Here is a 15,530-nt window from a genome sequence, read left to right as displayed (position 1 = left end):
ACAATTAAAGGGGGAGACGCCCTCTCCCCCTTAGCTTTCAGGCCTGCTCAAGCATCGCATGCTTCTGTAGGCTCTGGATACTCAGCGTTAAGCTCATCAGACAATTTTCAAGCTTATCGGCGTTGACGGTAATAAAAGTCGGGCAGTCATGGTGCCCACTCATCAAACATACTGCGGCTGTCGCTAATGCTTCTTCAGCATGATGAAGAGCATTCCACTCTTCCTGATCCAGGTGTAGATTCAACCGCAGCGATTTATCGTGCAGTTCGCGATTCAGTTTAAAAAAGTTATCTCGCAGATGATTGCTTTCGCTGACGGACATGTATCCCTTGGCCTTCCTCAGATGCACATATGCGGCGAGGTCAACTCTTGCGTCGATTAGCCGGTTAAGCAGATCGATCCGCTGTCTGTCAACGAACATACTTCGTTCCTCCTCTTGTAGCTATGTTGCAATTTAATAGTATGGTCATTTTTTGTACTAAATGCTGCTCGGGATCAATTATTCACCTCTCATTAACAACATTTACATTTTCTTCGCGTCCTCCAGCACATGAGATTACGATACAAATTTTATCCAGAACTCTGTAGAATCCCTGCCCTGACTATTCCCATAACTGAATATTTTTTAAGCTATGAGCAAAGTAACTCCCCAGCCGAAAATCGGCTTTGTTTCCCTTGGCTGCCCGAAAAACCTCGTCGATTCAGAGCGCATTCTGACCGAACTGCGTACTGAAGGTTACGATGTAGTACCGAGCTATGACGACGCGGATATGGTGATCGTCAACACTTGCGGCTTTATTGACAGTGCGGTGCAAGAATCACTGGAAGCCATTGGCGAAGCGTTGAATGAAAACGGCAAAGTGATTGTGACCGGTTGTCTGGGGGCAAAAGAAGATCAGATCCGTGAAGTCCACCCGAAAGTGCTGGAAATCACCGGACCTCATAGCTACGAACAGGTTCTGGAGCACGTTCATCACTACGTCCCCAAACCGAAACACAACCCATTCCTTAGTCTTGTACCGGAACAAGGCGTTAAGTTGACGCCGCGCCATTACGCCTATCTGAAGATTTCCGAAGGCTGTAATCACCGCTGTACGTTCTGCATTATCCCGTCAATGCGCGGCGATCTGGTAAGTCGCCCAATTGGCGAAGTATTAAGCGAAGCCAAACGTCTGGTCGATGCTGGCGTAAAAGAGATTCTGGTTATCTCCCAGGATACCTCCGCGTATGGCGTAGATGTCAAACACCGTACTGGATTCCACAACGGCGAACCCGTAAAAACCAGCATGGTCAGTCTGTGTGAACAGTTATCGAAACTGGGGATCTGGACGCGTCTGCACTACGTTTATCCTTACCCGCATGTGGATGACGTTATCCCGCTGATGGCCGAAGGCAAAATCCTGCCATATCTGGATATTCCATTGCAGCATGCCAGCCCGCGTATTCTCAAACTGATGAAGCGTCCGGGTTCAGTAGATCGCCAGTTGGCTCGCATCAAACAATGGCGTGAAATCTGCCCGGAGCTGACTCTGCGTTCAACCTTTATCGTCGGTTTCCCGGGCGAAACGGAAGAAGATTTCCAGATGCTGCTCGACTTCCTGAAAGAAGCCCGTCTGGATCGCGTTGGCTGCTTTAAATACAGCCCGGTTGAAGGTGCTGATGCCAATGCACTGCCGGACCAGGTACCGGAAGAGGTTAAAGAGGAACGCTGGAACCGTTTCATGCAGTTGCAACAGCAGATTTCCGCCGAACGCCTGCAAGAGAAAGTCGGTCGTGAAATTCTGGTTATCATCGACGAAGTGGACGAAGAAGGCGCGATTGGCCGCAGCATGGCAGACGCGCCAGAAATCGATGGTGCAGTCTATCTCAACGGCGAAACCCACGTTAAGCCAGGCGACATCCTGCGTGTGAAAGTCGAACATGCCGACGAGTATGATTTGTGGGGAAGTCGGGTTTAAGATGTCGTTATGCCGCCTGCCGGGTGCCGGCGGCACTACCACTAACAGGGATGAAAAATGGACGAAAAATATCGCCGTCGTAAGGAAAATCAGGAATCTGCAGCATTTGAATTTTGCCGAAAACTGGATAAAGACGGTTTATATCATCATTTGTACGCGAACAATCCCAAAATTCGTTACGCGGCAGCTGGATGGCTAATGTTTGGCAGCAGCGAAAACACTCCACTTTATGATGATACGCTCGCCGTCGCCTACCGGATGCTCCGGGAAGCAAATTTCAAGGCTCGGGACACTGCCTGCCACTTGCTTGGCCAGTTGAAAACCACAGAAAGCGAAATTCCGCTGATAATGCAGCAGCTTGATGACGTAGCAGCAAACGATCCTACAGCTACCGTGCGGGCTAGCGCCATCACGGCTCTTGGGCATCGATGCATCGGGCTTACAGAATACTGGCCTCTTTTAGCGAACCGTTGTCACTTCGCATTTAATTCGCCTTATGTTGGCATCCGCTTCTCCGTCTCTTTTGCCATTGGTTGTCTGCGCGATGATTCGTTATTGCCGCCGCTCATCGCGCTACTTCACGATACCGATGATGATGTTCGCGACTGGGCGGCATTCGCTATTAATCAGCAAGGTTATGATTCTGCAGAGCTCCGGGCCATTCTGACAATCATGCTAAACGATCGCCATGAAGGCGTGCGTACAGAAGCAGAAATCTGGTTTGAAGAACATGAGGAGCGGCCTTTCCTTCAAAACACTACTGCCAGCTAATCTGCGCCCTGCCGTTTTTCTTACTTTTATACAGCCGCTCATCCGCCAGCATTTTTAAGCGTTCGACGCTCATACACTCATTTGTGTGCGCGATGCCGATACTGGTACTTAAATTAATACTCCCCACCTGGAAATGGACGATTTCTTTTAAAATCGATAGTAACTCTTCCAGAGTGCCTCCAGTATAAATCACCGCGAATTCGTCGCCGCCAAAGCGATAGACTTTACCTTTATCCAGCGGAATCTGCGCTTTGAGGATCCTCACCACTTTTATCAACACCTCATCGCCCAGCAAATGACCGAAGGTATCGTTAATGTTTTTGAATTTATCGACGTCAAACAGGCACAAATAACCGCCTTTTTCCGGCAGAGTTTTTAAATCTTCGTCAAAAGATTTTCTGCCCATTGCCTTGGTCAGATCATCCAGAAATGCCGAGTTATACATACTGTAGAGTTTTTTGACATCCGCAGCCGAGAAAAAAAATCCACCATCTAATACCCGGTCAAAATGGTTATTAATAATAGCCTCTTTCTCAACAATGCCACGGTTGATCACTCTACGTACCAGATAGAGGCAACTGGTACCCGAAATAATCGCCACCAGAGCAGCAAAGAAAATTATCAGCGCGCAGACCTGAAAATAAATATCTTTCTTATAAGCAAAAACGTACAAACCGGTCGGTAAATAAGAGAAATGCTCCATCGCTTCCGAAACAGTGAAAATGGCGTTTTTGGCATTATATTCATCACCGACAACCGGCTGACCGTTCTTAAACAGAGAGAACATCAGGTTCTCACTATCCATGGCCAGTGATTTTGACAATAAAGAAAATCGTTCCAGCCCGAGCAAGAATATCAGACTACGGTTGTGGTTAACCGGATAGAGATAATAGACGAAAGTTTTACCGTCAAAAGAGATAAACCCCGTATTTTTAACATGTCTATACTTAACAACCTGCATGATATTTGAGCAATAATTCTTCTCATACTCCTTGATCTGAATACATTCATCACTGGAAATCAGATAAGGGCCAACATCATATAAATAAGAGGGTGAAATCGAGTCAGCATAGGCTGTACGCAACCCCATCAACAGTTGTTCTTCTGTAGGGCTTAATGTGTTGATGAGATCAATTGCCACACTGCGTCGATATTCCGCAATATTCGCCACCGCAAAAGCAGTATCAATAACGGACTGTTTCAGGCCATACACTCGTTCTTTTACCATTTGAGTGTAGATCCCGCAGGCAACTGCTGAAATCATAATAAAAATCAGCAGACTGACTGTAAGTACGAATTTATTGATTCTGGACATACTTATACTACTCTTTCACTAATTTTCCACTTCTGTCCCAGGCAGAAAACGGCAACGGCTTCTGGTACAGATACCCCTGGGCCTGAACACATCCTAATTTGATTAGTTCTCGTGCAACCTCTTCGCTCTCAACGCCTTCTGCAATTACTGGAATCCGGTTATAGCGGGCCAGATCGAAGATAACGCGCACAATTTTTCCTGCGGTACCGAAAATATCACCGGTAAATTGTGAATCTACTTTTATGCTGTCAGGGTTAATTTCATAAAAACGTTTCAGGTTAGACAGACCTGTACCAAAGTCATCGATCGATATATGAACTCCCTGTTTGCGCAATTGTTCAATATTAAAGTAAAAATGCTCATTAATTCGTTCGATCACCGTTTCCGTGATCTCAATACAGATATTTTTGGCTTTCAGTTCATGCTCTTTCATGATGGTTGTAAAACGTTCATGAAAGAGTGGTTCGTTTAGCTGCCAGGGCGAAACATTGATATGCAGCAAGAAATCATGCTTAAGCTCTACATGATGGCTAAACGCCCTGAACTCGCGCATCGCCGTTTCAATAATTTGATACCCCAGCTCATTGATAAAGCCGATATCTTCAGCAATAGTGATAAATTTTAAGGGTGAGATAATCCCTCGTTCCTCTGAGCTCCAACGGCACAAAGCCTCCGCCCCAACAATATCGCGATTTTTAATATCAACAATCGGTTGATAGACCAAAAACAGCTCGCCCTTTTTCATTGCATGGCGAATATTACGGGCAATCCAGATGTTTTCTTCAATTTCCCGGAGTTTTGCGTCATCACAGAAAATAAATTCAGAAAACATATGATTACGGATACTGGAAAGCGCCACTTTGAGTTTTTCAGCATAACTCCAGGCATTTTCCCCTTTTAACGGTTCACAAATGGCAGATTTATGTATTCGCAGATTACGATAGCCAAAGCTAACATCGAAATCAGTAATCGTGGATATTTTCTGGGTAAATGTCTGTACATTTTCCCGGCACAGCAAAAGATAGGTATTGGAATTAAATGTCACGATATCGCAACATTGTGCATACTTCTCAGCAATTCGCTGGCAGAGTTTTCTGATAATTTTATTACGCTCTTCGACACCGAACACGGCTTCAACAGCTTCCAGTCCACACAGTTTGATGATCCCGGCAGCCAGATACTGATTATTATTTGACTCAACGATCGCCATATTTTTGATAAAACCACTTTCCTGATCGTAGGAGATCAGTGACAGCAGTTTATTCGACCGTTCAATTTCGGCGTCTTTCATTTCCGCAATCGAATTTTTGATACTGATAATCTCTTTCGCATCTCCTTCGCGGATTTTAAGCGCCTGCATTTGATCCGTAGAGTCTGGCAAAAACTCCAGCGTATTGACCAGCTCAGTCATTTCAGAAAATTGTCTGCGGAACACGCTGGTTGTCATAAAATAGATAACCAACAAGACTGCAATAATGAAAACAAATGGCAAATAAAATAGTTTATCTGAGGCATTAAAAAAATGCCCTGATGGATAATAAAAATAGATCTGAAATAACGAATTATTAGGAACAGTTGATGTTTTTGCAATATACTCCGTATCAACTGAATCAATAATGTTATAGTTATCCTCGCTATTATAAATAATCAACTTTTCACGGGCGAGTTGATTTTTCGCAATAATCTCTAAACCTTGCTTCAGAAAGAGCACTTCATCAGTCGCACTGATTTGATCAAGATATTCATTCAAATATCGCCAGTTTAAGTCGACATGAATTTTATCAACCGCCAGCAAATCACGGTCTTTACCGTTAATACGCAAAGTAAATGAGATGCATTTTTTCCCTGGACGATCAAAACAATTATATGCCTGATTCCAGGTACTAACTGACTTATCCGAAGCCCCAGACCATGGACGCTGCGACGGATTAAAATCGGAAAAAATAACTCGCCCAGCCTCATCAATAAGCGGCCCGTTAACTCGCTCCTGGTGATAAACGAGAATTTTATTATTTGTTCTCCGTGAGAAAAGATAATATTTATTATCATCAAGTACCATCCCCACGGAGTCTAAAAATGGCATCATTTCCATTTTTAGAATCACGGCACGTTTAATTTCCTCACTGTTTTTCAACAGATACAGCGAGTCCTTTAACGTCAAAGCCGAGCGTTCGATATCTTTAAAGAAAGACCCTAAGTTCTTTTGAATAAGTTCAAAGCGGGTATCAGCACGTTTCACCGCCCGATCTGAGACTAGCTGATAATTGATAACAAAAAAAGGCCAATAAATGACAGCGTAGCCAATAGAAATAAAATGATCAGCCTTATCTTTATTTTTTCGTATAAACTAAGCATGTTAATACACGTAACAAAATAACAATCAGCACGCTGGCTTGCTGAATAAATAGACTATTACAATCGTATATTTACCAAATTTCCTGATTCTACAAAATTGGTAGAAAGATACAACACTTGCTTAAGGCAATAATTTCCTGTGAGGTCATTACCCCTTTAACCAATATTCAACCGTGACTATCCCTTTATTTTAGGGTCCAGAGCATCACGCAATCCATCACCGAGCAAATTGAACGCCAGCACGGTCAGGAAGATTGCCAGTGCAGGGAAAACCGCTACGTGCGGTGCAATAACCATATCTGCGCGCGCTTCATTGAGCATCGCTCCCCACTCCGGGGTCGGCGGTTGTGCGCCCAGGCCAAGAAACGACAGGCTGGCGGCGGAGATTATCGAAGTACCAATACGCATGGTAAAGAACACCACGATAGAAGAAACGGCTCCCGGCAGAATATGGCACAACAAAATGGTCATATCGCTGGCGCCAATACTGCGCGCCGATTCAATAAAGGTTTGCTGTTTCAGCACCAGCGTGTTGCCGCGCACCAGTCGGGCAAATGCCGGAATGGAGAAAATTGCGACAGCGATAATCACGTTGGCAATGCCGTTTCCCAACACCGCAACAACAGCGATAGCCAGCAGAATACCGGGAAACGCGAACAGCACGTCGCAAATACGCATGATCAACCGGTCCCACCAACCTTCATAATAGCCTGCCAATAAGCCCAACAACGTCCCGATCGCCGCGCCGATAAAAACAGCCAACACGCCGGCTGCCAGTGAAATTTGAGCGCCGACCAGAACGCGGCTAAAAATATCGCGTCCCAGAGAATCGACGCCAAACCAGTGCTGTAAAGAAGGACCGTTATTCAGATTGTCATAATCAAAATAGTTTTCTGCATCGTAAGGGGCTATCCAGCGAGCAAAAATCGCCAACACAATCAACAAGACAACGAACATTGCGGCAGACATCGCCATATGCTGACGGCGAAAACGTCGCCAGAATTCATGCCACGGTGTGCGCACCTGGTCAGGTTTTACCAGTGGCATGGCGTTTAACACTGCCTGACGACGCCAGTTAAATAATCGCATCCTTACTTATACCTGATAGCCGGGTTAATGGCGGCGTAAAGCACATCCACCACTAAGTTGATAAGAATAAATTCCAGCGAGAAAAGCAGAATCTCTGCCTGAATCACCGGGTAATCGCGCATTTCTACGGAGTCAACCAGCAATCGCCCGAGTCCCGGCCAGTTGAAAACTTTCTCCACCACGATGGAACCGCCAAGCAAAAAGCCAAACTGTAAGCCCATCATCGTGACTACCGGGATCATCGCGTTGCGCAACCCATGCTTGAGAACAACCCAGGTTTCGCTGACTCCTTTCGCCCTCGCAGTACGCATGTAATCTTCGCTTAAAACATCAACAAATGAAGCGCGGGTAAAGCGCGCCATCACCGCCGCTACCGCTGCGCCAAGCGTCAGAGAGGGTAAAATGTAGTGCTGCCAACTGTCTGCTCCGACAGTAGGTAACCAGCCGAGTTCAACAGAGAAAACCTGAATCAGAAGCATCCCCAGCGCAAATGCCGGAAAGGAGATCCCCGACACCGCAATGGTCATACTTAATCGATCCGGCCAGCGGTTACGCCATACAGCGGCAATAATCCCCGCCGCCATGCCAAACAACACTGCCCAGCTCATACTGGCGATAGTCAGCCACAGCGTAGGCATGAATCGGCTGGCAATCTCATCGGAAACCGGGCGACGCGACACCATTGACAGGCCGAAATCGCCTTGCACGGCGCTGGTGATATAATGCCAGAACTGAATGTACATCGGCTGATCCAGTCCCAGTTGCTGGCGTACCAGTCCGATAACCTGGGCGTCCGCTTCTGGTCCGGCAATCAATCGCGCCGGATCGCCAGGCAACATATGGACAAATAAAAACACCAGCACCGAGACGATAAACAGCGTCGGGATCAACCCCAGCAAACGTTTGATAACGTAATTAAGCATTCCACTCCCTGCGTTGCTTATTGCAAATCCGCGTCTTCAAAGCTGAAGCCGGTGTCTGGCATAATCCAAAAACCGGTCAGCTTCTTACTGTGCGCCGACACCAGTTTTTCTACCACCAGCGGGATCCACGGCGACTCTTGCCAGATAATATCCTGCGCGGCCTTATACAATCTGGCTTTTTCCACAGGATCGGTAGTTTTCAGCGCCAGCGCAAGATCATCGTCCACCCGTTTGTTGCTGTAAAAAGCCGTATTAAATAGCGTCGGCGGCCAGTTCTGTGAGGCAAACAGCGGCGATAACGCCCAGTCAGCTTCACCCGTCGAAGCCGACCAGCCCGTATAGAACATCCACACGCCGCTCTCTTTCTGTCCTTTGCCTTCCACTTCTGCCGCCCGTTGCCCAGCATCCATTGCCGTCACCTGGGCTTTAATCCCCACCTGCGCCAGTTGTTGCTGAGTAAATTGCAATACTTTCTGCGCAGTGCTGTGATTGTGTGATGACCACAGTGTGGTACTGAAACCATCAGGATATCCCGCCTCTTTCAACAACTCCCGCGCTTTCGCCGGGTCATAAGGCCACGGTTTATAGTTTTGCGCATAGGCGATACTCGGCGGTACCACGCCTGTGGCAGGCGTTGCATAGCCGGCAAACGCAACTTTCACCAACGCCGGACGGTTGATGGCATAATTCAGCGCCTCGCGTACCTTCAGGTTGTCGAACGGCTTTTGCGTGACATTCATGCTGATGTATCGCTGCATAATCGACGGACTGGCCATCAACTCGATATTCTTGTTTTTCTCCAACAGCGCCGCCTGCTCATAGGGAACAGGAAAAGCAAACTGCGCTTCACCGGTTTGCAGCATCGCCGCCCGGGTATTGTTATCCACGACCGGGCGCCAGGTGATGCTGTCCAGTTTGGGCCGCCCCGGCTGCCAGTAACCCGCGAATTTCTTCACTTTCACGAAATCGGTCTGATTCCAGGTATCCAGCTCATACGGCCCGGTTCCGACCGGATGAAAACCGATCTCTTTACCATATTTTTCCAGCGCCGCAGGCGAGATCATCACTGTCGCCGGATGGGCGAGAATATTAATAAACGCTGAAAACGGCTGTTTAAGCGTAATCTTCACCGTTGTCGGATCAACCACTTCCGTTTTGGCAATATTTTTGTACAGGTTATAACGTTTAAGATGATTTGCCGGATCGCTGGCCCGATCCAGGTTCGCTTTCACCGCCGCCGCGTTGAAGTCGGTGCCATCCTGGAACGTAATGCCTGCACGCAATTTCACAATATATGTCAGTCCGTCATCGGAGACGGTATAGCTCTCCGCCAGCACATTTTTCAGCTTCATCTCTTTATCCAGACCAAACAGTCCCTGATAAAACGATTTCGCCACTGCCTGCGACAATGTGTCATTCGCATCATACGGATCGAGCGTGGTGAAGTTCGATCCCACGGCAACAACCACATCTTTGGCAGCAAATGCACAAGATGCCATCAACGCTGCGGCAACGCCCAGCGCCATTAACCCACTACGGTGTACAGCTCTTGCCATTTTATTCTCCGCCTGAATGTTATCTACGCAAGCATGCGTATTCTGATTGTGGTTGTGCGACGTAATGTCCTGGTCCGACAAGTTGCAAAGAGACGGCTGCAACCTCTTCCCCACGCTGATGAATATTGCTGGGAAGATCGTCCGACAGCAGTACACGCTGCGGTCGTTGTCGGGACGGTTCAGCGACCGGAACTGCAGCCAGCAATTTACGCGTATAAGGGTGTTGCGGATTTTCAAATACCGCACGCCGTGGGCCAATCTCAACGATTTGCCCAAGATACATAACCGCCACGCGATGGCTAATCTGTTCAACGACCGCCATATCATGGGAGATAAACAGATACGCGATCCCGAAATCGCGCTGTAAATCGAGCAACAAGTTGATAATCTGCCCGCGAATAGAGACATCCAGTGCCGACACGGCTTCGTCAGCGATAATCACTTTGGGATTCAACGCCAACGCGCGGGCAATGCAGATGCGCTGGCGCTGACCGCCGGAAAACTCATGGGGATAACGCCATGCGTGTTCAGGTAGCAAGCCAACGCGCTCCAGCAACCACGCAACACGTGCGGCAGCTTTTTCATCCCGCATTAAGCCGTGAATACGCAGTGGTTCCATAATCGAATCGCCAATGGTCTGGCGTGGATCCAGAGAGGCGTAAGGGTCCTGAAAAATAAACTGAATATCGCGGCGTAATGACTGCAGCTTGCCAGGTGAAAGGGTATCAACTCGCTGACCGTTGAACATAATCTCGCCGCCCTGAGTTTCCACCAGACGTAACAGTGCTCGTCCGGTAGTGGATTTACCGCTCCCCGATTCCCCTACCAGCGATAAAGTTTCGCCCGACCAGAGATCAAAACTAACCTTCTCAACGGCATGTACTTCCCGCGTCACGCGATTCAGCACGCCACTGCGCAATGGGAAACGGGTGACCAGATTACGCACCTGTAAAATAGGATCGCCCTCAATTACCGTTCTTTGTTCGATGGGACGTTCCTGTTTAGCCAGTTTCTCAAGTGATATCAGCGGGAAACGTCGGGGATAATCCTGCCCTTTCATCGCGCCGAGTTGCGGAACAGCGGCTAACAACGCACGGGTATAAGAATGTTGCGGCGCATGGAAAATCTGTTCGACGCTCCCCGTCTCAACCGCTTCTCCCTGATACATCACCAGCACCCGATCGGCAATTTCTGCCACCACCCCCATATCGTGGGTGATGAAGATGACACCCATCGACATCTCTTTTTGCAATACTTTGATTAATTGCAGGATCTGCGCCTGAATAGTGACATCCAGCGCGGTAGTCGGTTCATCAGCAATCAGCACTGCCGGGCGGCACGACAGCGCCATCGCAATCATTACCCGCTGTCGCATTCCACCGGAAATCTGATGGGGATAACGCGAAAGAATAGTCTGTGATTCAGGGATGCGAACCTGATCCAGCATCCGCTTCGCCTCTATCATCGCCGCTTCGCGACTGGCGTTCTGATGCAAGCGGATAGACTCGGCAATCTGTTCGCCAACGGTAAATACCGGATTCAGCGATGTCATCGGTTCCTGAAAAATCATCGCCATATCCGCGCCGCGTACGCGCTGCATTTGCGTGGAAGTCTGCTCACTAAGTTCAATCACTTCACGGCTTCGCCGTCGCAACAGCATCTTTTCGCACTGCACCAGACCGCCAGCTTGTTCAAGCAGACGCATCAGCGCCAGCGCAGTGACTGACTTGCCGGAACCAGATTCCCCGACAATCGCCAGCGTCTCGCCACGTCGTAAACGAAAACTGAGTCCGCGAACCGCCGCCGCTTTCTGGCAGTCCTGCATAAAGGCAATATTGAGATTATCAACCGCCAGCACATCACCGGCATCAAGTTCATCACTGTGTGGCAACGGCGTCCCCTTTTTCGCGGTAGATACCCGTGGTTGGCGTATCGCCTGCATAACCCCAGGCACGGTACATCCCTTCGGTGTTAAACGGCAGAGCGACGTTGCCCTGGTGGTCGATAGCGATTAATCCACCGCTGCCGCCCAATGCCGGAAGTTTTTCCATCACCACCCGCTCACAGGCCTCCGACAAACTTAACCCGCCGTAATCCATTAACGCGGCAATGTCATACGCCGCCAGCGTGCGAATGAACACTTCGCCCGTTCCGGTACATGAAACAGCAACGCTGGCGTTATTGGCATAGCAACCTGCGCCAACTAAAGGACTGTCGCCCACTCGTCCAGGTAATTTATTGGTCATTCCGCCCGTGGACGTGGCTGCCGCCAGATTGCCGTTTAAATCCAACGCCACGGCCCCCACGGTGCCCATTTTCTGTTTTTCATCCAGTGGCGCACCGCTATAGTCGAGAACCGTTGTCCCTTCCTCGCGAGCTGCCAGTAGTTGTTGATAACGCAACGACGTGGAGAAAATCTCCGGCGAGACGCGCTCCATGCCATGAGCAAACGCAAAATTTTCTGCCCCTTCGCCAATCATCATGACATGCGGGCTTTGCTCCATCACCAGCCGGGCGGCAAGAACCGGATTACGCAGATGACTGACGCCCGCCACCGCCCCCGCTTTCAGAGTGTTGCCATCCATCACGCAAGCATCCAGCTCGTGGGTTTCATCACGCGTAAAGACGGCGCCAATACCGGCATTAAACAGTGGACACTCCTCCAGCAAACGCACGGCCTCCGTCACTACATCCAGCGCGCTTTCTCCTGCCTCCAGCATTTTCTGTCCAGTTTCAACAATGGCGGACAGCGCCTCAATGTAGCGTAATTCCTGTTGCGAGCTCATCTGCGAGCGGCTGATTGCGCCTGCGCCGCCGTGGATTGCAATGACTGCTTTGCCCATAGTATTTATCCATTAAGAGAGGTGCGCCACTTTTGTTATAAATATCAGAATTTTTGAGAATTATTCATTCAATTTTTGAATATAGAAAGATGTATGTGGCATGTAAAGGCAGGGACTGCACTACGACCGAGGTAGCATACAGTCCGTGACGTTTTTCTGACATAATAGGCAAATTCGATTTAGCCCCCAGGAGTATTTTCATGGAATTTACCACCGGACTGATGCCGCTCGACGCCGCGCTTGGCGAGATACTTTCTCGCGTTGTCCCTCTGACTGCACAGGAAACACTGCCGCTGGTACAGTGCTTTGGTCGTATTCTGGCAAGCGATGTCGTTTCGCCGCTCAATGTCCCCGGATTTGATAACTCCGCAATGGACGGCTACGCAGTACGTTTAGCCGATGTCGCCACCGGAAAGCCACTGCCCGTTGCAGGCAAGTCGTTTGCCGGCCAACCGTATCACGGCGAGTGGCCCACTGGCACCTGCATCCGTATTATGACCGGAGCACCAGTGCCGGAAGGCTGTGAAGCCGTGGTGATGCAGGAACAGACTGAACAAACTGAAGAGGGAATTCGTTTTACCGCCGATATTTGCCACGGGCAAAATATTCGTCGCCGTGGTGAAGATATTTCTGCAGGAGCTGTTGTCTTCCCGGCAGGTACTCGTCTGACCACCGCCGAACTACCAGTAATCGCTTCACTGGGGATTGCCGAAATTCCGGTCATTCGCAAAGTTCGCGTAGCGCTATTTTCCACCGGTGATGAGTTACAGTTGCCAGGCCAGCCGCTGGGTGACGGCCAAATCTACGATACCAACCGTTTAGCGGTGCATCTGATGCTTGAGCAATTGGGTTGCGAGGTCATCAACTTAGGGATTATCCGCGATGATCCCCATGCCCTGCGCGCCGCATTTATTGAAGCCGACAACCAGGCGGATGTGGTGATCAGTTCCGGCGGCGTTTCTGTGGGCGAGGCGGACTACACCAAAACGATTCTTGAAGAGTTGGGGGAAATTACCTTCTGGAAACTGGCGATTAAACCAGGTAAACCGTTCGCTTTCGGTAAGCTCAGCAATAGCTGGTTCTGCGGTCTGCCAGGTAACCCTGTTTCAGCGACACTGACGTTCTATCAACTGGTGCAACCGTTGCTGGCGAAATTAAGCGGCAATACCGCCAGTGGCTTGCCGCCGCGCCAGCGTGTGCGCACGGCTTCTCATCTGAAGAAATCACCTGGTCGTCTTGATTTTCAACGCGGCGTACTGCAACGCAATGCGAACGGTGAACTGGAAGTCACCACCACCGGGCATCAGGGGTCACATATTTTTAGCTCCTTTAGCCTCGGTAACTGCTTTATCGTGCTGGAACGCGATCGCGGCAATGTTGAAGCAGGCGAATGGGTAGAAGTCGAACCGTTTAACGCGTTGTTCGGAGGCGTGTAATGGCAGAACTCAGCGATCAGGAAATGCTGCGCTACAACCGACAAATCATCCTGCGTGGTTTTGATTTTGACGGTCAGGAAGCGCTGAAAGATTCTCGCGTGTTGGTGGTCGGGCTGGGTGGTCTCGGCTGCGCGGCATCGCAATATCTGGCAAGCGCCGGTGTCGGCAACCTGACGCTGCTCGACTTCGACACGGTTTCGCTCTCGAATCTGCAACGCCAGACGCTGCACAGCGACGCCACGATCGGGCAACCTAAGGTTGAATCCGCACGTGACGCGCTGGCGCGAATCAATCCCCACATCATTATTACGCCAGTGAATGCATTGCTTGATGACGCTGAGCTTGCTGCGTTGATTGCTAAACACGATCTGGTGCTCGACTGTACAGATAACGTTGCAGTACGTAATCAACTGAACGCCGGGTGTTTTGTCGCGAAGGTGCCGCTGGTTTCCGGCGCGGCAATTCGCATGGAAGGCCAGGTAACCGTCTTTACCTGGCAGGACTGTGAGCCTTGCTATCGCTGCCTTAGTCGTTTGTTCGGTGAAAACTCACTAACCTGCGTGGAAGCGGGTGTGATGGCACCGTTGATTGGGGTGATTGGTTCATTGCAGGCAATGGAAGCGATTAAACTACTGGCGGGCTATGGCAAACCCGCCAGCGGCAAAATTGTCCTGTACGATGCAATGACCTGCCAGTTCCGCGAAATGAAACTGATGCGTAATCCGGGGTGCGAGGTGTGTGGGAAAGAATAAGAGCCACAATTTAACGGTAACAACAAAAGGATGTGTTATGTCTGAAAATACTGCATTACCCAGAATAAGCTGGAGTATGCTTCTACGAGCAGCGCCGCACTTTTCTCAGGCGATTTACGATGCAATTGCCGATACGCCAATTAATCAGTTGGCCCCCAAAATACGAGCCATATGCTACTGGGATATATTCTGCAGTGAAGTATGCAATGGCGGAGTTGCACAATATCTTTATAATCAGAGTATTACATTGCCGCAGTTTGAGCTCGCACCAGAGTTTGTCGCTGAACATCCTCTGCTGGTTGATGCCTTGCCATTTATGCGTCAGGTTCATAGTGCATGGCAAGAGGTTGCTACAGATGTACTACAATCTCATCAACAGGGAGAGTGGCCGGAAGAGTTTTTCAATAAATACATGCCAGTGTTTGATAACTTACAGACTGAGTTCTTTCGTGTAAGTCGAAAGATATCCTGTCGTATTGACTATGATATTATTCAATCACCCCATGATTATTTCCTGATTGCTCCAATGGGG

At 49.1% G+C, this 15,530-nt stretch carries 12 protein-coding genes and 1 pseudogene; 5 read left to right on the top strand and 8 right to left on the bottom strand.

From position 1 onward, the window contains the following. Positions 1-37 precede the first annotated feature (37 nt). Positions 38-421, bottom strand: coding sequence for a biofilm formation regulator BssR (gene bssR, locus EA14781_RS17980; RefSeq protein ID WP_000497133.1), 384 nt, complete (start codon positions 419-421; stop codon positions 38-40). A 211-nt stretch (positions 422-632) separates the two neighbouring features. On the opposite strand from bssR, the gene rimO reads away from it, so the two are divergent. After that, positions 633-1,958: a 30S ribosomal protein S12 methylthiotransferase RimO gene (gene rimO / locus EA14781_RS17975; RefSeq protein WP_000049365.1), complete on the top strand. Its 1,326-nt coding sequence runs from the start codon at positions 633-635 to the stop codon at positions 1,956-1,958. Between the two features lie 57 nt (positions 1,959-2,015). After that, positions 2,016-2,729 (top strand): HEAT repeat domain-containing protein, encoded by a 714-nt coding sequence (locus EA14781_RS17970; RefSeq protein WP_000343802.1) that lies wholly within the window; start codon positions 2,016-2,018, stop codon positions 2,727-2,729. Here EA14781_RS17970 and EA14781_RS17965 read toward each other — a convergent pair. The 7 genes and pseudogenes from EA14781_RS17965 to iaaA all read right to left on the bottom strand — a co-directional run bounded on the left by EA14781_RS17965 (position 2,716) and on the right by iaaA (position 12,810). Continuing rightward, positions 2,716-4,044 (bottom strand): GGDEF domain-containing protein, encoded by a 1,329-nt coding sequence (locus tag EA14781_RS17965; protein WP_000086886.1) that lies wholly within the window; start codon positions 4,042-4,044, stop codon positions 2,716-2,718. The two genes, EA14781_RS17970 and EA14781_RS17965, sit on opposite strands and share 14 nt — an antisense overlap. A 7-nt stretch (positions 4,045-4,051) precedes the next feature. Next, positions 4,052-6,399, bottom strand: a pseudogene (locus tag EA14781_RS17960) (sensor domain-containing phosphodiesterase). Between the two features lie 177 nt (positions 6,400-6,576). Continuing rightward, entirely contained in the window at positions 6,577-7,488 is a 912-nt protein-coding gene (gene gsiD, locus EA14781_RS17955) for a glutathione ABC transporter permease GsiD (protein ID WP_001236034.1), read from the bottom strand. Between the two features lie 2 nt (positions 7,489-7,490). Continuing rightward, a complete protein-coding gene (gene gsiC, locus EA14781_RS17950) occupies positions 7,491-8,411 on the bottom strand; it encodes a glutathione ABC transporter permease GsiC (RefSeq protein WP_000936056.1) in 921 nt (306 codons plus the stop codon). A 17-nt stretch (positions 8,412-8,428) separates the two neighbouring features. After that, entirely contained in the window at positions 8,429-9,967 is a 1,539-nt protein-coding gene (gene gsiB, locus EA14781_RS17945) for a glutathione ABC transporter substrate-binding protein GsiB (RefSeq protein ID WP_000090118.1), read from the bottom strand. Positions 9,968-9,986: 19 nt separating this feature from the next. Continuing rightward, entirely contained in the window at positions 9,987-11,858 is a 1,872-nt protein-coding gene (gsiA, locus tag EA14781_RS17940; protein ID WP_001120562.1) for a glutathione ABC transporter ATP-binding protein GsiA, read from the bottom strand. Continuing rightward, positions 11,845-12,810 (bottom strand): beta-aspartyl-peptidase, encoded by a 966-nt coding sequence (gene iaaA, locus EA14781_RS17935; RefSeq protein WP_000513810.1) that lies wholly within the window; start codon positions 12,808-12,810, stop codon positions 11,845-11,847. Before iaaA ends, gsiA begins: the two co-directional genes overlap by 14 nt. Positions 12,811-13,010: 200 nt before the next feature. Here iaaA and moeA point away from each other — a divergent pair, with 200 nt between their 5' ends. The 3 genes from moeA to EA14781_RS17920 all read left to right on the top strand — a co-directional run. Further along, positions 13,011-14,246 (top strand): molybdopterin molybdotransferase MoeA, encoded by a 1,236-nt coding sequence (gene moeA / locus EA14781_RS17930; protein ID WP_000397319.1) that lies wholly within the window; start codon positions 13,011-13,013, stop codon positions 14,244-14,246. Next, positions 14,246-14,998: a molybdopterin-synthase adenylyltransferase MoeB gene (moeB, locus tag EA14781_RS17925; RefSeq protein ID WP_000829238.1), complete on the top strand. Its 753-nt coding sequence runs from the start codon at positions 14,246-14,248 to the stop codon at positions 14,996-14,998. Before moeA ends, moeB begins: the two co-directional genes overlap by 1 nt. 37 nt (positions 14,999-15,035) lie before the next feature. Continuing rightward, positions 15,036-15,530 (top strand): DMP19 family protein (locus EA14781_RS17920; protein ID WP_001293915.1); only part of this gene is annotated, 495 nt, incomplete at its 3' end.

Origin of the sequence: Escherichia albertii NBRC 107761 = DSM 17582 (assembly GCF_000759775.1) — a bacterium.
Taxonomy (GTDB): domain Bacteria; phylum Pseudomonadota; class Gammaproteobacteria; order Enterobacterales; family Enterobacteriaceae; genus Escherichia; species Escherichia albertii.
This window is presented reverse-complemented; position numbering and strand designations above follow the sequence as displayed.